The sequence below is a fragment of the Ralstonia sp. GX3-BWBA genome, assembly GCF_003290055.1.
Taxonomy (GTDB): domain Bacteria; phylum Pseudomonadota; class Gammaproteobacteria; order Burkholderiales; family Burkholderiaceae; genus Ralstonia; species Ralstonia holmesii.
On record NZ_QMKS01000018.1, the window covers coordinates 13,796 to 34,934 of the forward strand.

Genomic DNA, 21,139 nt, shown 5'->3' on the forward strand with positions numbered 1-21,139 from the left:
GCCGACGATTCCTCCATGAAGCTCACACGCAAGCAGATCGCCGTTGGTGCGGTCGCCCTGGTCGTTGCCGGTGCGGCGGTGGTGCAGATGGTCTGGCACCCGTTTGGCCGCACACGCGCGCTGCACGCTCGCCAGGTCCAGCTCGACCTGACATATCCCGACGCCCTGATCGACAGCCAAAGCCTGTCGCAACTGCCGCGCGACGTGCTGCGCGTGCCGCTGCTGCGCGATGTGCTGACCGAAGATTTCGTCGCCTATTACGAAGGCAACGAAGACCGCCTCTCGGTGGCCGGTGCGCTGCGCCGCCTGGCGTACGAGCAGAAGCTCGACCTGGCCGAGACGGTGCTCAAGCACGTGTTTGACGAGCCCGCCCGCGTGATGCTGTGGCGTGGTCCGGACGACAAGCTGCGCTACTGGGTGCTCTCGATGCAGCGCAATGGCTTGGCCAAGGCGCTGGAAGCCGTGGCCACCGTGGCTACGAGCGACGCGCAGCTCAGCAAAGTCGCCGATGGGCTCGGCGATTCCGGCGCGCCGGTATACGCGCTCAGGCTCTCGGCCACGCGTTCGATCCTGGTTGCCAGCAAGGGCGATCGGCTGATCGCGCTGTCCGAACCGGGCATCCTGCTGGACAAGGACGGCAAGCCGATTTCCAAGCAGGCGAGCGCGCTGGCGGCGCTGCTGTCGGACGATACCGGCAGGCGCAACGTGCAGGGCACGGCGTATGCGCTGCCCGCGCAGGAGCCGACGGGCCATCACGTTGTGGTGAGCGCGAACTATCTGTCGTTCGGTTATCAGCAGTACTTTCCCGGCATTGAAGCGCTGCGCTTCGACTTCGGTTCGGGCAAGGACGGCGGGGGCAACGGCTGGCAGAGTGCCGCACTCGTCGACCCGAGCCGCCTGACCGGCAAGTGGGACAACGCAGGCCTGTGGCGCGCGCTCCCGTCTGATCCGGCCGCGTGCGCCACGCTGCCGATCGACTGGAAGGCCGCCGGCACGCTGCTGCGATCCGTGGCCGGCGACGCGAAGGAGATCAGTGAAGCCGCCGCGCACGTTGGCGATGCGTTTGCGGGCCCGGCTGCAGCGTGCTGGTACGGCAAGTCGTCGCTGGTCGCGCCGCTGTTCGTAGCGAAGCTGTCGTCGGCGTCGCAGGCCGAGGCGGTCAAGCCGGCCCTGGCAGCGCTGTTCGCTCAGATCGTTGGGTCGTACGAAGCCAAGGCGCAGGCCGACGACAAGTCCGGCCCGTACAAGCGCCTGCCGGTGACCACGAAGCCGGGGCCCGCCAACGCCACGCTGTGGCAGCGCCCGGTGAGCGCGTCCTACGGTACGGCGCAATCGGCGGATGCTCCGTTTGCCGCGCAGCTGTCCTCGGATCGCTACTTCCCCGTCACGCTGGCGATTGCGGGAGACGTGGTGGTGTTCTCGCCGGATGCGCGCCTCGTCGATGACGCATTGGCGGTGCTCGGCAAGCGCTTCCCGGCCGTGGCGGATAGCTTGCCGAAGGACAAGACTGACCGCATCGTCCTGACGATGACGCCCGCATCGCTCGCGCCGCTCGTCCGCCGCGAAGCCGGTGCCGCGCTGCCGGCCGACCAGGAAGCGGTGTTCCTGAACGCTGCGCAGACGCATCTGTTTCCGAAGCTCAAGGCGTTGTCGCGGTATGCGCCGGTGTCACTGGCGTTGGATGGCGGTGTGCCGTCGTCGCGTGGCTGGGTGCCGGTGACGTGGCTCTCAGGCGGACGCGGCCTGCCTGCTGGTGGCGATGGCACGCCGCCGCGGGCTGACGCCGCTGCAGCGTCAGCCCCGTCGGCCGATGCGCCGACCGCTGCGGCCGCGGCTGCGGCTTCCGAAGACAACACAAGCACGCAATGACGTTGCGCGCCCAGGCCGCCGCGCTGAACCGCCGCCGTTGGTTGACGGCGGCGGGCGCCTGTCTGCTCGCTCCGTCTGTGCATGCGTTGTCGGGCTGGGCCGACACGGCGCCGGCGGACGCCGATGCACTGACGCCGGATCAATCCAGTGTGTTCCGTGCGTGGTTCGTTCGCATCGTCAACGAGCAGCTTCGACAAGGCCCGACGCCGCGCTGGACGCATCGCGACTGCGCCGGCCTCGTGCGCTTCGCCGCTGGCGAGGCGCTACGCACGCACGACGCCCGGTGGCTGCGCGCCAACGGCATGCGCGACGCGGAATCCGCGCGACACCTGCCGCCCGAACTAAATCTCACGCCTGCCCAGCGCACGCTGACGCAGCGGTGGGCGCGCTTCGATGGCAGTACTGGAGCGTACGTTTCGGCGCTAGGGCTCATCCAGCAGAACAGCCGATTCATCGCCAAGGATGTCAACCAAGCGCTCCCAGGCGATCTGCTCTTCTTCGATCAAGGCGACGACCAGCATCTGATGATCTGGATGGATCGCTACATCGCTTACCACACCGGCACCGTCACCCGCACCGACAACGGCCTGCGCGCGGTCCCGGTCTCTGAACTGATGCAATGGAAAGACTCGCGCTGGCAGCCGCAGAGCGGCAACCCCAACTTCATCGGCGTGTTTCGTCTGGCCTTTTTGACACGGTAGAAAAACTCATGCGCAACCGTTGGCTGTCGTTCAATCTCGTTGCCGCCGTCAGTCTGATGGTGCTGGCGTTCGTCGCTTCGGTGCCGGCAGCCCATGCGGCCGATGCGCCGGAAACGCCGAACCCCACGCTCGCCGACGTGCCAGGCAGCGGCTACGAGCCGTTCAAGGGGCAGCCATTCTTTCTGTTGTCGGATGCGAGCTACGGCACCGATCAGGAAGCGATGGTCCGCCTTGAAGCGCCGGGCCGCGAGTACAAGGACGAACTGTCCCGCTACGGCGGTGCCGACATCCTCGTCTACCGCGTGCCACAGCCGCTGGAATTTCTGAAGGCGCAGAAGAACCTGCACCGCATCGACGTCAAGGCTAACTACACGGGTGAAGGCCTGGCCAACACGCTCGCCTATTTGTGGGACAACTGGACGCGCCAGGCCCGCCGCGCCTGGCAACGCGTGCTGTCGTTCGCCACGCGCAGCAAGGCCGTGGAGACCGCGCCGCAGTTCAGCATGGGCGATCAGATGACCGCGCCCACGCGCTTCTCGAACAACCCGCAATATGCGCCGCTCAAGGGCTACGAACTGCTGGGCCGCTTCCGCTACCCGATCTGGGACGCCAAGCCCATCGCACCGCCCAAGGACGTAAAGCTCGAGGGCAGCAGCAGCGAATGGATGCCGCAGAACGCCGGCAACGTGATGATTCCGGTCGGCAAGCTGCCGGCGGGTTTGTACATCGTTGAAGCAGTGATTGGCGCATACCGTGCGCACACGCTGCTGTTCGTGTCGGACACCGTGGCCGTTACCAAGGGCACCTCGCAAGGGATGATGGTGTGGACGGCCGAGCGCAAGAGCGGTAAGCCCGTTGCCGGCGCGTCGGTGAGCTGGACCGACGGTGTGGGCGTGCTCGCCTCGGGCACCACCGAGGCGGACGGCACGGCCGACCTGCGCCACGTCTCGCCCGAACGCAGCTACGTGATCGGCAACGACCGCGCGGGCGGCGTGTTCATCTCCGAGAATTTCTATTACGACAGCGAGATCTACAACACCAAGCTGTACGCCTTCACTGATCGTCCCTTGTATCGCCCGGGCGACGAAGTGAACGTCAAGTTCATCGGCCGCAACTTCAAGAACGCGACCGAATCGACTGTGCCGGCTGCCGGCGACATCAAGCTGCAAGTGCTCGACCCGAATGGCGCGCCGGTAGCCACGTCCACCACGCGTCTGGCGGGTGAGACCGGGGCGGACGCGCGCTTTACGCTGCCGTCCAACGCACCGGCAGGCGGCTACTCGCTGCGCTTCGATTACAACGGAGGCACCTATGGTGGCGCTTTCCGCGTGGCCGAATACATCAAGCCACACTTTGACGTGAACCTGTCGCTGGACAAGGCGAGCTACGGCACGGGCGAAGCGGTCAAGGGCAAGATCAGCCTGCGCTATCCGGATGGCAAGCCGGTCAAGAACGGCAAGGTATCGGTCAGCCTGCGCGCGCAACAGGTGACGATGGTGGAGGGCGAGCTGCGTTACGCGGGCCTGTTCCCCGTCAAGCTCGAACAGCAGGAGCTGACCACCGATGGGGACGGCAACGCCAAGCTGGAACTGCCCGCCGCCAAGGAGCCGAGCCGCTACGTCGTGACCGTGTTCGCCAACGACGGTGCGGCGTATCGCGTGAAGGTCACGCGCGAATTGCTGATCGCACGTGGCGCCACGCCGTACAAGCTGTCGACCACGTCGAACTTCACCACGCCGGGGCAGAACGTCTCGTTCACGCTCACGCCGATGCCGGTTGTCGGTGGCACAAGCGGTGCAAGCGCCCCGCCCGCCAAGTGGGATCTGGTGCGCCTGGAAACGCGCACGCGCACCGAAGGCACGCTCGCGCCGGATGCCAAGGGCAACGCCACGTTCCCGGTCAAGTTTGACCAACCGGGCTCGTACACGCTGTCGGTGCGCGATGCTGCCGGCAACCTGCTTGCCGCATCGAGCCACTGGGTGGCTGGCGATGGCGTGCAGACCGTGCCGGGCAATATCGAAATGGTGTTCGACCGCGACCGCTATCAGATTGGCGACACGGCCGAAGCGCTGATCACGTTCCCGCAACCGGTGGACGACGCGTTGCTTACGCTGGAGCGCGACAAGGTCGAGCGCCATGCGTTGCTCACGCGCGGCGGCGAATGGCTGAGCCTGCAGAAGGTCACGCCGTCGCAATACCGCGCGCGCATCAAGATCGGCGCAGAGTTCGCGCCCAACATGACGTTCTCGGTGCTGTACGTTCGCGACGGCGACATGGTGTTCCAGAACGCCGGCATCGTCGTCACGCAACCCACGCTGGACTTGAGCGTGCATGCCGACAAGGCCGTCTACGCCCCGGGCGAGACCGTCACGCTGGACCTGACCAGCGCGCTGGCGGGCAAGCCCGTGCCGGCCAACCTGACCGTCTCGGTGGTCGACGAAATGATCTACGTGCTGCAGCCAGAAGTGGCCCCCAGCATCGTCGACTTCTTCTATCACCCGCGCCGCAACAGCGTGCGCACCACATCGAGCCAGAGCTTCATCAGCTATGACCTGGCGCTCGCCTCGCTGCCGGGCAAACCGGGTGGCACGTATGGCCGCCACAACGAGCGCGGCGTGAAGGTGCTGGAGCGGCCCCGCCGCGACGAGCAGGACACCGCCGCCTGGGTCGCCAACCTGCAGACCGGCGCCGATGGCCGTGCCCGCATGACGTTCAAGATGCCGGATTCGCTGGCGCGCTGGCGCATTACCGTGCGCGCGGTGTCCACCACCGGCGCATCGGACGGCATCGTCGGCCAGCGCACCGCGAGCATCCGCTCCGACAAGCCGCTCTACCTGAAGTGGACCGGCCCGCAACGCTTCCGCGAAAGCGATCAGCCGCGTCTGGACATGGTCGCCTTCAACCAGACCGACAAGGACATCACCGCCGACTGGATCGTCTCGGGCGCAGGCTTGAACGTCAACCAGCGCGTGACGCTTAAGCGCGGCGCCAATTACCTGCGCGCGCCCGTCACGGCGCTGCAGGCGGGTGTCGTGAATGCCGAGCTGAAGCAGGACGACAAGGTTTCGGACCGCCTGCAAACCACGCTCAAGCTGGATGCAACGGGCTGGCTGGCCGACCGTGAAACCGTCGTCCCGCTCACGCAGTTGCAGGGCACGCGCCTGCCGCTCGGGCTGCCGGCTGATGCGCGCGACGTGCGCCTGCGCGTGGTCGGTAACACGGCCAGCCAGTTCGCCCGCGTGGCGGATGACCTGATCGAGTATCCGTACGGGTGCGCCGAGCAGACCGCCAGCCGCCTGATTCCGCTGGCGCTTGCCCAGCAGAGTCTGGCTGCCACCGGCACGCGTCTGGGTGACGGTGGCCCCGCAGGCACGCAAGGTGTCGACGCGCTGCTGCGCACGCAGCGCCAGCGTCTGGCATTGCTGGCCGGCACCAACGGCACCTTCGGCTGGTGGGGCGAGCTGACGACCAGCAGCGCGCTGATCACGTCGTATGCGTATTACGCGGATTGGCTCGCCAGCCGCTCGGTCGGCATCAGCCTGCCGGCAGACAATTGGAAGCAGGTGCTCGAAGCCTACAAGCGCACCAGTCAGAACGAGCCGCTGCTGCATCGCGCGCTCGCGCTGTGGTTTGCCAACGAGATGGGCCTGCCGGTGGCAACGCCGCTGTCGGGGGTGGCCAACGAGCTTGCGCCTAGTGGCGGCAAGGCGGCCAAGGCCCCGGCCGATGCCGATCCTGCAGCGGGCGACAGCCTGATCTTCGTGGCACCGGATTCCACGCGTGGCCGTCAGGTTGCGACGGTGCTGACGGCACAACTGATGCGCCAAATCGGTCAGCCGGTGCCGGAAGCGCTGGTCTCCGCCGACATTGCTGCACGCAACGCGCTCGCTGCCAACAACTCGCCGCTGGTGCAGAGCCTGTTGCTGATGGGCGGTGGCCGCTCGGCTGCCGACCCAGCACCGTTGCTGGCCCGCGCGAGTGCCGCCATGCCGACGATGGATCGCGCTGTCGCGCTGGCCTGGCTGCAGAAGGGGTTGGGCGGCCTGCAGGGCGCGAGCACTGCCACCGTCCAGCCGGCCGTTTCGGCCGCCGGCTGGCAGGCGACGCGCTCGCCGGTGGGTGTGCCGACGTGGCGCTGGACCGGCGCGCAAGTGCCCGCCGCGCTGGACCTGACGGCGGCTCCGACCGACGTGACCACGCAATCGGCCATCGTGTCGTACCGCAGCCGTGCGGCCGAGGCCTCCAAGCTGCCGATCACGGTGGAGCGCAAGTTGTACCGTCTTGAGCCGATCGACAGCGCGCCCGCCAAGGCCGATCCGAAGGCGCTCAAGCAGCCGGCGGCCGACGCTACCAGCAGCGGCATTGCCTTTACCGCCAAGCCCGTCAAGCCAGGCGACACGCTCGACAGCAACGCCCTCTACGTTGACGAGGTGGTGCTGACGCCGCGCCAAGGCACGTACCGCTACGGCCTGGTCGAAGTGCCGCTGCCGCCGGGCGCCGAAGTGGAAGCCACCACCTGGGGCATCCAGATCGACGGCCTGAAAGGCGAGCCGAACGAAGGCAACGGCGCGCAGGCGTTCGAGCGCAAGGCCGCGTATGAAATGGGTCAGCTCTCGTACAACCAGCCGGTGCCCGCGCTGGAGCGCCCGACCGTGCTGCGCCAGCTTGTGCGCTTCTCGCTGCCGGGCCGCTTTGCGCTGCCGCCGGTGCGCTACTTCCGCATGTACCAGCCGGAAGCGAAGGCGTTCCAGGGCGACGGCAAGACGGCTAGCTATCCGTTCAAGGTGGAGTGATCTGGCGATGCGCTCCCGCCTGCTCGCGCGTGGTGTGCTGACCGGCCTGTTCTGGGCTGCCAGCGCCTGCGCGCTTGCCGGGCAGGCTGGGCACGCCACCGCCGCGCCGGTTGGCCAGCCCCTTCCGCAACTGCGATATGCCGCTTTGCAAGGCGACGAAGCCAGGCTCTGGCAATTTAGCGCTGACCCGGCCGGCGGCGTGCCGCAAGCCACCGTGTTGCCGCGCGACGCCGAAACGCCGCTCGGCAGCGTCTGGAAGCTCTTCGTCTACAGCTACCTCGTCTCGCGCCGCATCAACACGCCCGACTACACGTGCCACGGCAACGACGCCGAGGAAGTCTACTGCTGCACTGCCGGCGACAGCATCGACCGCGAGCGCGCGCTCATCCAATCGTGCGGACGCTATTTCGAACCCGCACGTCTGGGCCTGGATCGCGCGGATTGGCGCCGCTTCTGGCAGCAAGCCGGATCGCCCGCATGGCTGCGCGACCTGCGTGCCATGCAACCGACGCATCGCGTGCCGGTCGCCGATCTGCTCACCGCGTTGCGGTCCGTCCCGGCCGATGGTCGCGAGACTGCCGCGCAGACGCTCGTCTCCGTGCTGACCGTCGGGCGCGGCGAGGGCACGGTATCGGATTTCGGCGGCCTGCTGCGTGCCAAGACGTGGACGATGCCCGACCCGCAGCGCCCCGGCGCGTCGATTGGCGGCGCGGCTGGCTGGTTGGCCGATGGCACGCCCGTCTGGTTGGGCGGCGCTGGGTCGAGCAACCAGGTGCTGGCCGCCGCCGCACCGCGCCTCACGCCGTTGATCGAGCAGACGCCCGTGCCCGACGATGATGCCTGCGTCGCGGTGGACTTCTTCGCGCGTTACCCGATTCGCGAGGTGCGCGATGGCAGCGGCAAACCGGTCGCCCCCGGTCGCCTTGAAGGCCGCTACGCCGTGCGCTTCGTCAACGGCAACACGCTGCCGATCGAAAGCAAGGGTGAATTGACGCTCGCGCGCCAGAACAACACGCCGGTCATCACGGGCCGCCTGGGCATGAACGATTACGTGGCGCGCGTGGTCGAGCGCGAAGGCGAACTTGCCGAGCCACAGGCCGCGCGTGCGTTGGCCGTGGCGGCGCGCAGCTATCTCGTGCAGCACGCCTCACGCGACAAGGGCTGCTACCGCATCGCTGACAGCTCGCGCACGCAGCGCGTGCTGCCGCGCCCGCCGCTGGCCGCCGCACGCAACGCCGCCGAATTTACCGACACGCTGGTCCTGACCGGCCAGTCCGTGCAGTACCACGGCACCATCAGCGCGCGCGGCCAGATGAGCTGGACCGCTGCGCGTGCCGCCGCACAGCGCGGTCAGGGGTTTGATGCCATCCTCGCGCAGTGGTGGCCGCAGGCAACGCTCACGTCGTTCCAGAGCCCGGTGGCGGGGGATTGTTCGCCGGTGGCAGGCGCACAGCAGTGGCTGCAGGCGCACGCACCGCGTTGGTCCGCGCGCCTGAGTGCCGAGCCCGGTTATGAGACACCGCCGCTGCCCGCGGTGTGCGTCGTACAAGAGGGCCGGCCGTACGCCGATGCGCGCCGCAACCGGCTCTACGTGCACCTGCTTGCCACCGAGGAAGACCGCATCGCGCTGACGCACGAATATTTGCATCTGGCCTTTGCGCGGCACCCGCGCGGGCAGGACGAACAGTTTGTCGAGGCGATGGCGCGTCGCCTGATCCGAGGGGAGGGTTTGCTGTGAAGAGTGGGATGACGCGCTTGGCGCTTGGGGCTGCCGTGCTGCTGCTGGCCGCTTCGGCATTGGCTGAGCCGGTGGCCGATCTGGAGGGGCCCATCGGCGGCTGGCGCAACAGCAAGCTGACCAACGAGCTGGAGCAATACACCGCGGCGTATCCGAAACCGCCCGTGGACCGTGGTGCGCAAAAATACCGCACGCTCATCGCCGGGCGCATCCGCGCGGCTGGCAAGCAGCGTCGCCCGCCGGTGCTCGTTGTCAACGGCAACGCCATGCCGCTGTATGGCGACGGCGAGGGCCGCTTCGCACGCCCCTGGGCGTTCGGCCCAGGCTCGAACAGCGTCGAAATCGTGAGCCCCGACGGCCAGTCGCGCCAGCGCCTGCAGTTTTACGAGGCCGACACCACCAAGACGTCGGCCAAGCTGCGCGCCATCCTCACGTGGGACGACCCGCGCGCCGAGGTCGACATGCACGTCATTTCGCCGATTGGCGATCACGCGTTCTGGGCGCAGCCGCTGCTGTCCGACGGTGGCGGCCTCGACGTGGACAGCGTTGACGGTGCCGGGCCGGAGATTTTCTCGACTGCCGCGCCGCGTCCGGGCGTGTGGTTGTTCTATGTGAACTACTGGGGCAACTTCAACGCCGGCGGCTACAACTTCGACGAAAAGGCGCACGATCGCGATCTCATCACCGCGCAACTGACGCTGATCTATAACGAGAACACGCCCAACGAGCGGCGCGAGTTCGTCAGCGTGCCGCTGCGCAAGATCGGCGAGCTGGCGCTGATGAAATCGATCCGCTTCTGACGTGACGCACATGATGCCTTCCACTTTCCGTCTTGCCGCTGCCATCGCGCTTGCCACGTCTGTGGCCACCGGCGGCGTGCTTGCGCAAACCGACGCCGGGAATATCGAGATCACCGCGCCGCTCAACGGCTGGCGCAATTCGGCGGGCGACGAATCCCGCTACACGCAGGACGTGCATTACCCGGCGGTGTCGGTGTCGACGCCGCAAGGGCAGGGCATCGCGTCGATGATTGCGGGGCGCATCCGCAATCAGCCGAAGACTGCCGCAGCAGCGGACGAAAGCAAGCCGCGCCGCCGTCGCGGAGCCGATGGCTCGTCGGTGGGCACGCTGATCGTCAACGGCGTGGCCATGCCGCAGCGCATCGAGGCCGACGGTACGTTCTCGCGCCCGTATGCATTTGGCGCGGGCAGCAACAGCGTCGAGGTGCGCAGCGCGCGCGGCGACGCCAAGCGCGTGCAGTTCTACGACAGCTACTCCGGCAAGCAGCGTCCGCGTTTGCGCGTGGTCCTGTCGTGGGACACCGACGGCACCGATCTCGACTTGCACGTCATTTCGCCCGATGGGCAGCACGCGTGGTACGGCAACCGCGTGGTCGAAAACGGCGGCGCGCTCGACGTGGACGTGACGACCGGCTATGGTCCGGAGATCTATTCGAACCCGGCCCCCGTGCCCGGCACGTATCTCGTCTACGTGAATTACTACGGCAGCGGCAATGACCGCAGCGCGATCACGACCGCCACCGTCACCATCATCACCGACGAGAACACGCCATCCGAGCGCCAGCAGACGTTTGTCGTGCCGATGCGCAAAGCCGGCGATCTGACGCTGTTACGCAGTTTCACGATGAAGTAGCCCACACGATTTCGGAGTCGCCATGGATACGCAGACCGTTGCCGTCTACGACACCCTAGCCGAGACCTTCGCGCAGGAGTGGCGCGAGCAGCCCGCGCCTGAAGACCTGTACGCGTTGCTGCGCCGCGAGTTCAAGGCGGGCGGCGCCACCGCCGACATCGGCTGTGGCGCAGGGCGCGAGGTGGCGTGGCTCAACGCTAACGGTTATCCGGCCGTCGGCTACGACGCGTCCGCCGGGCTGCTGGAAGCGGCGCGCGAGCAGTATCCAGGGCTGTCTTTCCGGCAGGCGCTGCTGCCCGAGTTGGTCGGTATTGCCGAAGGCGCGTTCGACAACGTCCTCTGCGAGACCGTCATCATGCATTTGCCGCCCGAGCAGATTGGCGCGTCGGTGGAGCGCCTGGTGTCGTTGCTGCGCTCGGATGGCACGCTGTACCTGAGCTGGCGCGTCACGCCGGACGCCGACCAGCGCGATGGGCGCGGCCGGCTGTTCACGTCGTTCGATGCGACGCCCGTGCGCCAGGCGCTGGCCGGCACCGAACTGGTCTTTGACGAGGCGGCTGTCAGCCAGTCGTCGGGACGGACGATCCATCGCATCGTTGCACGCAAGGTTTAACCGCAGCGTTGCCCACAATCCGAGTGTCCTGATTGACCACCCCTCGGCGGGGTTTGTCACAATAGCGGTTTCGCCCAGCCCGCGCGTGACACCGCGCGCACCCGCCGCCCCGATGTACGACTCTCCCGCCATAGACCACGCGCTGCAGGCGCTGCCCGAAGACACCGCCGCCGCTACGCATGCGGTGCTGCACGATGTGTTCGGCTACAGCGCTTTCCGCGGCCCACAGGCGGAAATCGTCACCCATGTGGCGGACGGCGGCGATTGCCTTGTGCTGATGCCTACCGGCGGCGGCAAATCGCTCTGCTATCAGATCCCGGCGCTCGTGCGGCACCGGCGCGGGCAGGGCGCAGGCATTGTGGTTTCGCCGCTGATCGCGCTGATGCAGGATCAGGTGGCCGCGTTGGAAGAGGCCGGCGTGCGCGCTGCATACCTCAACTCCGCGCTGACGGGCGCCGAGGCCGCCCAGGTCGAGCGAGACCTGGCTGCTGGGCGGCTGGATCTCGTCTACGTCGCGCCCGAACGGTTGATGACGCCGCGCTTCCTCGACTTGCTTGAGCGATCGCGCATCGGCCTGTTTGCCATCGACGAAGCGCACTGCGTGTCGCAATGGGGGCACGATTTCCGGCCTGAGTACATCCAGCTTTCCGTGCTGCACGAGCGTTTCCCGCACGTGCCTCGCGTTGCGCTCACCGCCACGGCCGATGCCGTCACGCGCGACGAGATCGTTGAGCGGCTGGCGTTGACGGACGCGCGCGTCTTCCTCTCCAGCTTCGACCGTCCGAACATCCGCTACACCATCGTCGAGAAGGACAGCGCGCGTCAGCAGTTGCTGCGCTTCATCCGCGCCGAGCACATGGATGGCGACACCTGCGACGCCGGCATCGTCTACTGCCTGTCGCGCAAGAAGGTGGAGGAGACCGCGCAGTGGCTGGCCGAGCAGGGCATCCGCGCGCTGCCGTATCACGCCGGGATGGACTCTGAAGTGCGCGCCCGCCATCAGGCGATTTTCCGCAAGGAGGAGGGCGTCGTGATGGTGGCGACCATCGCCTTTGGCATGGGCATCGACAAGCCCGACGTGCGTTTCGTTGCGCATCTGGATTTGCCCAAGAGCCTGGAAGGCTATTACCAGGAAACCGGTCGCGCAGGTCGCGACGGCATGCCGGCCAACGCGTGGATGGCGTATGGACTGGCCGATGTGGTGCAGCAGCGCCGCATGATCGACGAGTCTGATGCGGACGATGCGCACAAGCGCGTATCAACCGCCAAGCTCGAAGCGCTGCTCGGCCTGTGCGAAGCCGCAAGCTGCCGCCGTGTGGCCCTGCTTGCGTACTTTGGTGAAAGCAGCCAGCCGTGCGGCAACTGCGATACGTGCCTGACTCCGCCGCAAACCTGGGACGCCACGCGCGAGGCGCAGATGGCGCTGTCCTGCGCATACCGCGTGCAGCAGGCCAGTCGCGTGAGCTTTGGCGCTGGCCAGCTCATCGATATCCTGCGCGGCAATGCGACCGAGCGCATCAAACAGTGGCACCACGAGACGCTCTCCACCTTCGGCATCGGCAGCGATCTGTCCGAAGCCGCGTGGCGCGGCGTGTTCCGACAGTTGGTCGCGCAGGGCTTGTTCGCGGTGGATCACGGCGGCCACGGCGCGCTGATCCTGACCGACGCGGCGCGCCCCGTGCTCAAGGGCGCGCAGTCGGTGATCCTGCGACGTCAGGCCGAGAAGGTGCGTGGCTCGTCCTCATCGTCGACGAAGAAGGAGCGTCGCGCCGATCCGGCCGCCGAGCTTTCCTCGGAGGCGCAGGTCCGCTGGCAGGCGTTGCGTGCCTGGCGGACGCAGGCCGCGCGTGAGCACAGCGTGCCCGCCTATGTGATCTTCCACGACGCCACACTCGCGCGCATTGCCGAGACCGATCCGGATTCGCGCGAGGCGCTCGGCGAGCTGCCGGGCATTGGCATGGCAAAGCTGGACCGCTACGGCCAGGCGCTGCTCGACGTGCTGGAGAAATGCCGCGAGCAGGCTTAAGCGGACGGCGGCAATGGACCCATCACGCCGGTGCTGCGGATGTGGTCACCCAAAAAATCGACAAACGCCCGTACCTTCGGCAGCAGGTGCACACGCTGCGTGAAGACGGCGTGCAGCGGCACCTCCCGCGCGGCGTAGTTCGTCAGCACCGCCTGCAAGCGGCCGGCCGCAATATCGTCGCGCACCAGATACGCTGGCCCGAGCGATACCCCCAACCCTGAACGTGCCGCCTCTCGCAGCACGAGGCTGTTGTTGGCCAGCATCGAACCATTCACATGGGCGATGTGGCGTTGGCCGGCGGCGTCCGTCAGCACCCAGTCGTGCGGCCCGTCGTAGTTGGCGTAGACGAGGCAGTTGTGGTCGCGCAAATCCTCCGGCGATTGCGGAATGCCCCGCTCGCGAAAATACGACGGCGCCCCGTAGATGGCGTGCGCGCAACTCGCCAGCCGCCGCGCCACCAGCGAAGAATCCTCCAGCATGCCGATGCGGATCGCCACGTCGATGCGCCCAGCGACAAGATCGGCGTAGCGGTCGTTCATGTCCAGATCGATCTGCACGGCGGGGTAGCGCGCCTGGAATGCGCCCAGCAGCGGCGCCAGCAATGTCACCGCAAACGAGGCCGGCGCGGACACCCGCAGCGTGCCGCGCGCCTCGTCGCGTAAGGCGGTCACGGCCTGCTCTGCCGCATCGACGAGCGCCAGGCCCTCGCGGCTTTTCTCGAAGAACGCCGCGCCCGCTTCGGTGAGCGACAGGCGCCGCGTTGTTCGTTGCAGCAGGCGCGTCTGCAACCGAGCCTCCAGTCGCGCCAGCGCCTTGCTGATCACACCGCGGGACATACCCATCGCATCCGCCGCCGCCGACAAGCTGCCGCGTTCCACTACCTGCACGAAGATCGCCACGTCAGAGAGTCGGTCCATATTTGCGCGCCTGTGGAAACAATATTGCGCCAGAGGCTACCTTAATCTGCGCGAATCGGCTGGCTACGATGGGTGCTCCGATCCTATGTCCTGTTCATCATGACTACCGAAGCTCCTGCCGTTGCCGTTTCCAACCCGCCAGCCGCCGACCGGCTGCCCCGCAGTGCCACACCGTTGTTTGCCGCCGCCGTCGGGCTCATCGTCATCAACCTGTTCGGCATCCAGCCGCTCGTTGCCGAGATCGCCGCGAGCATCGGCTGGACCACGGCCGCCACCGGGCTGCTCGTCACCGCGACGCTCATCGGCTACGGCATTGGCCTGTTGCTGCTGATGCCGCTGACCGATCTGCAGGACAACCGCGCGCTCGCCTCGCGCACGCTGTGGGGCGCGGTGGCTTCGCTGGCGCTGACCACCGTCGCGCACAGTGGCCAGGTGCTGATGCTCGCCGCCTTTGCCATCGGCCTCACGTCGACTGTCATTCAGATGCTGATTGCGCTGGCGGGCCGCCTGGCCGCCGACCACCGGCGCGGGCGCGTGCTCGGCGACATCATGATCGGCCTGAACCTGGGTATTCTGCTGTCGCGCCCGGCGGCCAGCCTGATTGCGGCGCAGTGGGGCTGGCGAGCGTTCTACGGCGCATCGGCGGTGGCGATTGCCGTGCTGGCCGTCTTCCTGCCGCGCGTGATGCCGACCTTCGTGCCGCCGCGCACGCTGTCGTACGGCGCGCTGCTGGGCTCGTACGGTCGTCTGCTGCGGAGCGAACCGTTGTTGCGCCGCCGCGCCGCCACCCAGGCCTTGCTGATGGCCGCGTTTACGCTGTTTTGGACCGCTGTGGCCCTGCGGTTGGCGGCAGCGCCGTTCCATCTTTCGCAAAACGGCATCGGCATCTTCGCGCTGTGCGGCGCGGCTGGTGTTGTGGCCGCGCCGATTGCCGGACGGCTGGCGGATCGCGGTTTGGTGCGCGTGGGCACGCTGCTCGCGCATGCCAGTGCGGCGACGGGTTTGCTGTTAGCGCTGGCTTCGGCCCTGCTGCCAGGCCTAAGCGTCCCCGCCATGCTGACGATGCTGGTGGCCGCGGCGCTTCTGCTCGACTTCGGTGCCATCGGCGACCAGGCGCTCGGCCGCTACATGGTCAACACGCTGTCACCGGAGATTCGCGGGCGCGTGAATGGTTTGTACACCGGAGCATTCTTCTTTGGTGCGGCCGCAGGCGGTGGACTGGCCGGCGTGGCGTGGGCGGGTGGCGGATGGATCGGCGTATCCGTTCTCGCCCTCGCGTTTGTGGCGGCGGCTGCCCTCGTCTTTGTGTGGCCGGCGAGTGCGCCGCGTGCCATTGGCGCCACACCGCGCCGTTGCTGACCTTCCTCACGCGTCGCCAGACTGGTGGCGCGCTTGACGCTTGCAAGACAGCCCGCTATAGTGCCAGATTCGAGTTTTTGGCTTCTGGTTTTGCGCGTCCATGCCCGGCAAAGCGCTGTGCAAGACATCTGAACCAGACGGGCTCGCGCTCTTTGGTCTTGATCTGTTCCCGCAGGTCCTCCCTTCAGAGCGTTCTGCTCGCCACTTCCATAAAACCCGATTGCGCCGTCCGCCTCACAAATGAGGCGTTCACGTTACGTGAACCGGCGATTTTTCAAAAACCAAGCTGGATTGAACAATGCCAACCATCAATCAACTGGTTCGCAAGCCCCGCGTCTCGGAAAAGCTGAAGAGCAAGAGCCCGGCACTTGAGAACTGCCCGCAGCGTCGCGGCGTGTGCACCCGCGTGTACACCACGACGCCGAAGAAGCCGAACTCGGCACTGCGTAAGGTCGCCAAGGTGCGCCTGACCAACGGTTTCGAAGTCATTTCGTACATCGGCGGTGAAGGCCACAACCTGCAAGAACACAGCGTCGTGCTGATCCGCGGCGGCCGTGTGAAGGACTTGCCGGGTGTGCGTTACCACATCGTGCGCGGCTCCCTTGACCTGCAAGGCGTCAAGGATCGTAAGCAAGCGCGTTCGAAGTACGGCGCGAAGCGTCCGAAGGCGGCCTAAGTCGTCCGTGAGATCGCGCCGCTTTTGCGGTCACGGTCTTGTCATGAGCAGGCGGTACAACGGTGCGTTTTTTGACCGCACTGGCACCGTCGAGTAAGTGGTCACCCGGCTCAGATTGTTGGAAGACAAGCTAGTTGGTGGCCGGAGAACCGAAGCGGTTCTCAACTGAACAGAGAAGGAAAGAAGATGCCACGTCGTCGTGAAGTCCCCAAGCGGGAAATTCTGCCGGACCCGAAGTTCGGCAATGTGGAAGTCGCCAAGTTCATGAACGTCCTGATGCTGGACGGCAAGAAGTCGGTGGCTGAGCGTATCGTCTACGGTGCGTTCGACCAGATCGAGAAGAAAGCAGGCAAGGCGCCTATCGAGGTGTTCACGCTGGCTATCGGCAACATCAAGCCGGTGGTCGAAGTGAAGAGCCGTCGTGTTGGTGGCGCCAACTATCAGGTGCCGGTCGAAGTCCGGCCGTCGCGTCGTCTGGCATTGGCGATGCGTTGGCTGCGGGAAGCTGCGAAGAAGCGCAGCGAGAAGTCGATGGCCCTGCGTCTGGCTGGTGAGCTGCTCGAAGCCTCGGAAGGCCGCGGCGGCGCCATGAAGAAGCGCGACGAAGTGCACCGCATGGCTGAAGCCAACAAGGCGTTCTCGCACTTCCGCTTCTAAGCGACGCGAGACGTTGTTGGTTGCTGGGCGGGCTGTGTGCGCACATCTCGCCCATTTGTATTAGGGGCGCTTGGCCACGGGCCGGCGCCCCGTTGACGAATCTGAGGATTAACCGTGGCTCGTAAGACCCCCATTGAGCGCTACCGTAACATCGGTATTTCCGCTCACATCGACGCCGGCAAGACCACCACGACCGAGCGGATCCTGTTCTATACCGGTGTGAACCACAAGATCGGTGAAGTGCATGATGGCGCTGCCACCATGGACTGGATGGAGCAGGAGCAAGAGCGCGGCATCACCATTACGTCTGCTGCTACCACCGCCTTCTGGAAGGGCATGGGCGGCAACTACCCCGAGCACCGCTTCAACATCATCGACACCCCGGGCCACGTGGACTTCACCATCGAGGTGGAGCGTTCCATGCGTGTGCTGGACGGCGCGTGCATGGTGTACTGCGCAGTGGGTGGCGTGCAGCCGCAGTCGGAAACCGTCTGGCGTCAGGCCAACAAGTACAAGGTGCCGCGTCTGGCGTTCGTCAACAAGATGGACCGTACCGGCGCGAACTTCTTCAAGGTCTACGACCAACTGAAGACCCGTCTGAAGGCCAACCCGGTGCCCGTCGTGGTGCCCATCGGCGCTGAAGATGGTTTCCAAGGCGTCGTCGATCTGCTGGAAATGAAGGCGATCATTTGGGACGAAGCCAGCCAAGGCGTGAAGTTCGAATACACCGACATCCCTGCAGAACTCGTTGACACGTGCAATGAGTGGCGCGAGAAGATGGTCGAGTCGGCCGCTGAAGCCAGCGAAGAGCTGATGGAAAAGTACCTGGGCGGCGAAGAGCTGACCCGTGCTGAGATCGTCAAGGCACTGCGCGACCGTACCATCGCCTGCGAAATCCAGCCGATGCTGTGCGGCACCGCGTTCAAGAACAAGGGCGTGCAGCGCATGCTCGACGCCGTGATCGACTTCCTGCCGTCGCCGGTCGACATTCCGCCGGTTCAAGGCATTGACGAAAACGACGAAGAAAAGAAGCTCGAGCGCAAGGCAGACGACAACGAAAAGTTCTCGGCGCTGGCGTTCAAGATCATGACCGACCCGTTCGTTGGTCAGCTGATCTTCTTCCGCGTCTACTCGGGCAAGATCAACTCGGGCGACACCGTGTACAACCCGGTGAAGCAGAAGAAGGAGCGTCTGGGCCGTATTCTGCAGATGCACGCCAACCAGCGCGAAGAAATCAAGGAAGTGCTGGCAGGCGACATCGCCGCTGCAGTGGGTTTGAAGGACGCTACTACGGGTGACACGCTGTGCGATCCGACCGCTCCGATCATTCTCGAGCGCATGGTGTTCCCGGAGCCGGTGATTTCGCAGGCTGTCGAGCCGAAGACCAAGGCTGACCAGGAAAAGATGGGTATCGCCCTGAACCGCCTGGCTGCTGAAGATCCGTCGTTCCGCGTGCGCACCGATGAAGAATCGGGCCAGACCATCATTTCGGGTATGGGCGAGCTGCACCTCGAAATTCTGGTCGATCGCATGAAGCGCGAATTCGGCGTGGAAGCCAACATTGGCGCCCCGCAAGTTGCCTACCGCGAAACCATCCGCAAGAAGGTTGAAGACGTCGAAGGCAAGTTCGTCAAGCAGTCCGGCGGTCGTGGTCAGTATGGTCACGCTGTGATCACGCTGGAACCGGCGGATGACGAGGCGAAGAAGGCTGGCAAGAACTTCGAATTCGTCGACGCCATCAAGGGCGGTGTGATTCCTCGCGAATACATCCCGGCGGTGGAGAAGGGTATCGTCGACACGCTGCCGGCCGGTATTCTGGCGGGCTTCCCGGTGGTGGACGTGAAGGTCACGCTGACGTTCGGTTCGTACCACGACGTGGACTCGAACGAAAACGCGTTCCGCATGGCCGGCTCGATGGCTTTCAAGGAAGCCATGCGCCGCGCCACCCCGGTTCTGCTCGAGCCGATGATGGCTGTGGAAGTGGAAACGCCGGAAGACTACACGGGTACCGTGATGGGCGACTTGTCGTCCCGCCGCGGCATCGTGCAGGGCATGGACGACATGGTGGGCGGCGGCAAGATCATCAAGGCCGAAGTCCCGCTGTCGGAAATGTTCGGTTATTCGACGTCGCTGCGCTCGCAGACGCAAGGCCGCGCCACGTACACCATGGAATTCAAGCAATACGCTGAGGCACCGAAGAACATCGCCGAAGCTGTGATGGCTGCCAAGGGTACGAAGTAATCCACGTGTTTTGGGCGGCGCGCGTGTGCGTGCCGCCCGCATCCAAATCTAGTAATTAGCCGATTCCGAATTGAGGAGCTGACATGGCAAAGGAAAAGTTCGAGCGGACCAAGCCGCACGTGAACGTTGGTACGATTGGTCACGTTGACCACGGCAAGACGACGCTGACCGCAGCGATCGCAACCGTGCTGTCGAGCAAGTTCGGTGGTACCGCGAAGAAGTACGACGAAATCGACGCAGCGCCGGAAGAAAAGGCGCGCGGCATCACGATCAACACCGCGCACATCGAGTACGAAACGGCTAACCGTCACTACGCGCACGTTGACTGCCCGGGCCACGCCGACTACGTCAAGAACATGATCACCGGTGCCGCCCAGATGGACGGTGCCATCCTGGTGTGCTCGGCCGCTGACGGCCCGATGCCGCAAACGCGTGAGCACATCCTGCTGGCCCGTCAGGTTGGTGTGCCGTACATCATCGTCTTCCTGAACAAGTGCGACATGGTGGACGACGCCGAGCTGCTGGAGCTGGTCGAGATGGAAGTGCGCGAACTTCTGTCGAAGTACGACTTCCCGGGCGACGACACCCCGATCATCAAGGGTTCGGCCAAGCTGGCGCTGGAAGGCGACAAGGGCGAACTGGGCGAAGTGGCCATCATGAACCTGGCCGACGCACTGGACACCTACATCCCGACGCCGGAGCGCGCTGTTGACGGCACGTTCCTGATGCCGGTGGAAGACGTGTTCTCGATCTCGGGTCGCGGCACCGTGGTGACCGGCCGTATCGAGCGCGGCGTCGTCAAGGTCGGTGAAGAAATCGAAATCGTCGGTATCGCCATGGACGGCGACAAGCCGAAGATCGACAAGACGACCTGCACGGGCGTGGAAATGTTCCGCAAGCTGCTCGACCAAGGTCAAGCTGGCGACAACGTCGGTATTCTGCTGCGCGGTACGAAGCGCGAAGACGTCCAGCGCGGCCAAGTGCTGGCCAAGCCGGGCTCGATCAAGCCGCACACGGAATTCACGGGCGAGGTCTACATCCTGTCGAAGGACGAAGGTGGCCGTCACACGCCGTTCTTCAACAACTACCGTCCGCAGTTCTACTTCCGTACGACGGACGTGACTGGCTCGATCGCCCTGCCGGAAGGCAAGGAAATGGTCATGCCGGGCGACAACGTGTCGATCACCGTCAAGCTGATCGCCCCGATCGCCATGGAAGAAGGTCTGCGCTTCGCTATCCGTGAAGGCGGCCGTACCGTGGGTGCTGGCGTCGTTGCCAAGATCCTGAAGTAAAAGGCGGATCGATGCGCTGTTCCTCGTAAGGGGGCGGCGCATCGCCTGTTGCATCGCTCTTTCAATCTACAGGCGGCCCGGCCGCCATGCTCTTTAAGGAAACATCATGCAGAACCAGAAGATCCGTATCCGCCTGAAGGCTTTCGACTATCGTCTGATCGACCAGTCGGCCGCTGAAATCGTTGAAACCGCCAAGCGCACCGGCGCGATCGTTAAGGGCCCGGTGCCCCTGCCGACCCGCATCCAGCGTTTCGACGTTCTGCGTTCGCCGCACGTCAACAAGACCAGCCGCGACCAGTTCGAGATCCGTACGCACCAGCGCCTGATGGACATCGTCGATCCGACGGACAAGACCGTCGACGCGCTGATGAAGCTGGACCTGCCGGCTGGCGTGGACGTCGAGATCAAGCTGCAATAAGCAAGACAACGCTGCCGGATCACTCCGGTAACGGGCAAACGGCGAGCTAAGTGCTCGCCGTTTTGCTTTTGGGCGCGGAATGTTGCATTGCGCACGATGCCCGGACCATCATTCGGCAAACGCTCTTGCATGTTGTCCGTAACCGGGATATATTGTAGGGCTACCCCTTTAGTCAGGGGAGTGGGC

The 21,139-nt window shown here is 65.5% G+C and carries 15 protein-coding genes; 14 read left to right on the plus strand and 1 reads right to left on the minus strand.

The window, feature by feature from the left end:
- Window positions 1–15 precede the first annotated feature (15 nt).
- From DOD19_RS17235 to recQ, 8 genes are all read left to right on the plus strand, one after another.
- Window positions 16–1,869 (plus strand): DUF2138 domain-containing protein, encoded by a 1,854-nt coding sequence (locus DOD19_RS17235; RefSeq protein WP_112186816.1) that lies wholly within the window; start codon window positions 16–18, stop codon window positions 1,867–1,869.
- Window positions 1,866–2,570 (plus strand): DUF1175 family protein, encoded by a 705-nt coding sequence (locus DOD19_RS17240; RefSeq protein ID WP_024977894.1) that lies wholly within the window; start codon window positions 1,866–1,868, stop codon window positions 2,568–2,570. Before DOD19_RS17235 ends, DOD19_RS17240 begins: the two co-directional genes overlap by 4 nt.
- Window positions 2,571–2,578: 8 nt before the next feature.
- Entirely contained in the window at window positions 2,579–7,363 is a 4,785-nt protein-coding gene (locus tag DOD19_RS17245; RefSeq protein ID WP_112186818.1) for an alpha-2-macroglobulin, read from the plus strand.
- Between the two features lie 7 nt (window positions 7,364–7,370).
- Window positions 7,371–9,101: a DUF2300 domain-containing protein gene (locus DOD19_RS17250; RefSeq protein WP_112186820.1), complete on the plus strand. Its 1,731-nt coding sequence runs from the start codon at window positions 7,371–7,373 to the stop codon at window positions 9,099–9,101.
- Window positions 9,102–9,109: 8 nt separating this feature from the next.
- Window positions 9,110–9,901: a DUF2135 domain-containing protein gene (locus DOD19_RS17255; protein ID WP_239498028.1), complete on the plus strand. Its 792-nt coding sequence runs from the start codon at window positions 9,110–9,112 to the stop codon at window positions 9,899–9,901.
- A 10-nt stretch (window positions 9,902–9,911) separates the two neighbouring features.
- The gene (locus DOD19_RS17260; protein ID WP_112186824.1) at window positions 9,912–10,754 is read left to right on the plus strand and encodes a DUF2135 domain-containing protein; all 843 of its coding nucleotides are present in this window, start codon (window positions 9,912–9,914) and stop codon (window positions 10,752–10,754) included.
- A gap of 22 nt (window positions 10,755–10,776) precedes the next feature.
- Window positions 10,777–11,367, plus strand: a complete 591-nt coding sequence (locus DOD19_RS17265) for a methyltransferase domain-containing protein (RefSeq protein ID WP_024977889.1) — start codon at window positions 10,777–10,779, stop codon at window positions 11,365–11,367.
- A 112-nt stretch (window positions 11,368–11,479) separates the two neighbouring features.
- A complete protein-coding gene (gene recQ / locus DOD19_RS17270) occupies window positions 11,480–13,393 on the plus strand; it encodes a DNA helicase RecQ (protein WP_112186826.1) in 1,914 nt (637 codons plus the stop codon).
- Here the strand turns inward: recQ and DOD19_RS17275 are convergent.
- Window positions 13,390–14,310 carry a LysR family transcriptional regulator gene (locus DOD19_RS17275; RefSeq protein WP_024977887.1) on the minus strand — a complete coding sequence of 307 codons (921 nt, stop codon included), beginning with the start codon at window positions 14,308–14,310 and terminating at the stop codon, window positions 13,390–13,392. The two genes, recQ and DOD19_RS17275, sit on opposite strands and share 4 nt — an antisense overlap.
- A gap of 99 nt (window positions 14,311–14,409) precedes the next feature.
- Between DOD19_RS17275 and DOD19_RS17280 the strand changes: the two genes are divergently transcribed.
- From DOD19_RS17280 to rpsJ, 6 genes are all read left to right on the plus strand, one after another.
- On the plus strand, window positions 14,410–15,669 hold the full coding sequence (locus tag DOD19_RS17280) for an MFS transporter (protein WP_112186828.1): 1,260 nt from the start codon (window positions 14,410–14,412) through the stop codon (window positions 15,667–15,669).
- A 298-nt stretch (window positions 15,670–15,967) separates the two neighbouring features.
- Window positions 15,968–16,345 carry a 30S ribosomal protein S12 gene (rpsL, locus tag DOD19_RS17285; RefSeq protein ID WP_003265519.1) on the plus strand — a complete coding sequence of 126 codons (378 nt, stop codon included), beginning with the start codon at window positions 15,968–15,970 and terminating at the stop codon, window positions 16,343–16,345.
- Between the two features lie 186 nt (window positions 16,346–16,531).
- Entirely contained in the window at window positions 16,532–17,002 is a 471-nt protein-coding gene (gene rpsG / locus DOD19_RS17290) for a 30S ribosomal protein S7 (RefSeq protein ID WP_004634470.1), read from the plus strand.
- Window positions 17,003–17,116: 114 nt separating this feature from the next.
- Complete coding sequence (fusA, locus tag DOD19_RS17295) at window positions 17,117–19,243, plus strand: elongation factor G (RefSeq protein ID WP_024977885.1); 2,127 nt, start codon at window positions 17,117–17,119, stop codon at window positions 19,241–19,243.
- An 83-nt stretch (window positions 19,244–19,326) separates the two neighbouring features.
- Window positions 19,327–20,535, plus strand: coding sequence for an elongation factor Tu (gene tuf / locus DOD19_RS17300; protein WP_024977884.1), 1,209 nt, complete (start codon window positions 19,327–19,329; stop codon window positions 20,533–20,535).
- A gap of 106 nt (window positions 20,536–20,641) precedes the next feature.
- Window positions 20,642–20,953, plus strand: a complete 312-nt coding sequence (gene rpsJ / locus DOD19_RS17305) for a 30S ribosomal protein S10 (protein ID WP_004634473.1) — start codon at window positions 20,642–20,644, stop codon at window positions 20,951–20,953.
- Window positions 20,954–21,139 lie beyond the last annotated feature (186 nt).

Coding starts and splice junctions, on each gene's coding strand:
- DOD19_RS17235 (WP_112186816.1), top strand. CDS start 16: ATGAAGCTCACACGCAAGCAGATCGCCGTTGGTGCGGTCGCCCTGGTC.
- DOD19_RS17240 (WP_024977894.1), top strand. CDS start 1,866: ATGACGTTGCGCGCCCAGGCCGCCGCGCTGAACCGCCGCCGTTGGTTG.
- DOD19_RS17245 (WP_112186818.1), top strand. CDS start 2,579: ATGCGCAACCGTTGGCTGTCGTTCAATCTCGTTGCCGCCGTCAGTCTG.
- DOD19_RS17250 (WP_112186820.1), top strand. CDS start 7,371: ATGCGCTCCCGCCTGCTCGCGCGTGGTGTGCTGACCGGCCTGTTCTGG.
- DOD19_RS17255 (WP_239498028.1), top strand. CDS start 9,110: ATGACGCGCTTGGCGCTTGGGGCTGCCGTGCTGCTGCTGGCCGCTTCG.
- DOD19_RS17260 (WP_112186824.1), top strand. CDS start 9,912: ATGATGCCTTCCACTTTCCGTCTTGCCGCTGCCATCGCGCTTGCCACG.
- DOD19_RS17265 (WP_024977889.1), top strand. CDS start 10,777: ATGGATACGCAGACCGTTGCCGTCTACGACACCCTAGCCGAGACCTTC.
- recQ (WP_112186826.1), top strand. CDS start 11,480: ATGTACGACTCTCCCGCCATAGACCACGCGCTGCAGGCGCTGCCCGAA.
- DOD19_RS17275 (WP_024977887.1), bottom strand. CDS start 14,310: ATGGACCGACTCTCTGACGTGGCGATCTTCGTGCAGGTAGTGGAACGC.
- DOD19_RS17280 (WP_112186828.1), top strand. CDS start 14,410: ATGACTACCGAAGCTCCTGCCGTTGCCGTTTCCAACCCGCCAGCCGCC.
- rpsL (WP_003265519.1), top strand. CDS start 15,968: ATGCCAACCATCAATCAACTGGTTCGCAAGCCCCGCGTCTCGGAAAAG.
- rpsG (WP_004634470.1), top strand. CDS start 16,532: ATGCCACGTCGTCGTGAAGTCCCCAAGCGGGAAATTCTGCCGGACCCG.
- tuf (WP_024977884.1), top strand. CDS start 19,327: ATGGCAAAGGAAAAGTTCGAGCGGACCAAGCCGCACGTGAACGTTGGT.
- rpsJ (WP_004634473.1), top strand. CDS start 20,642: ATGCAGAACCAGAAGATCCGTATCCGCCTGAAGGCTTTCGACTATCGT.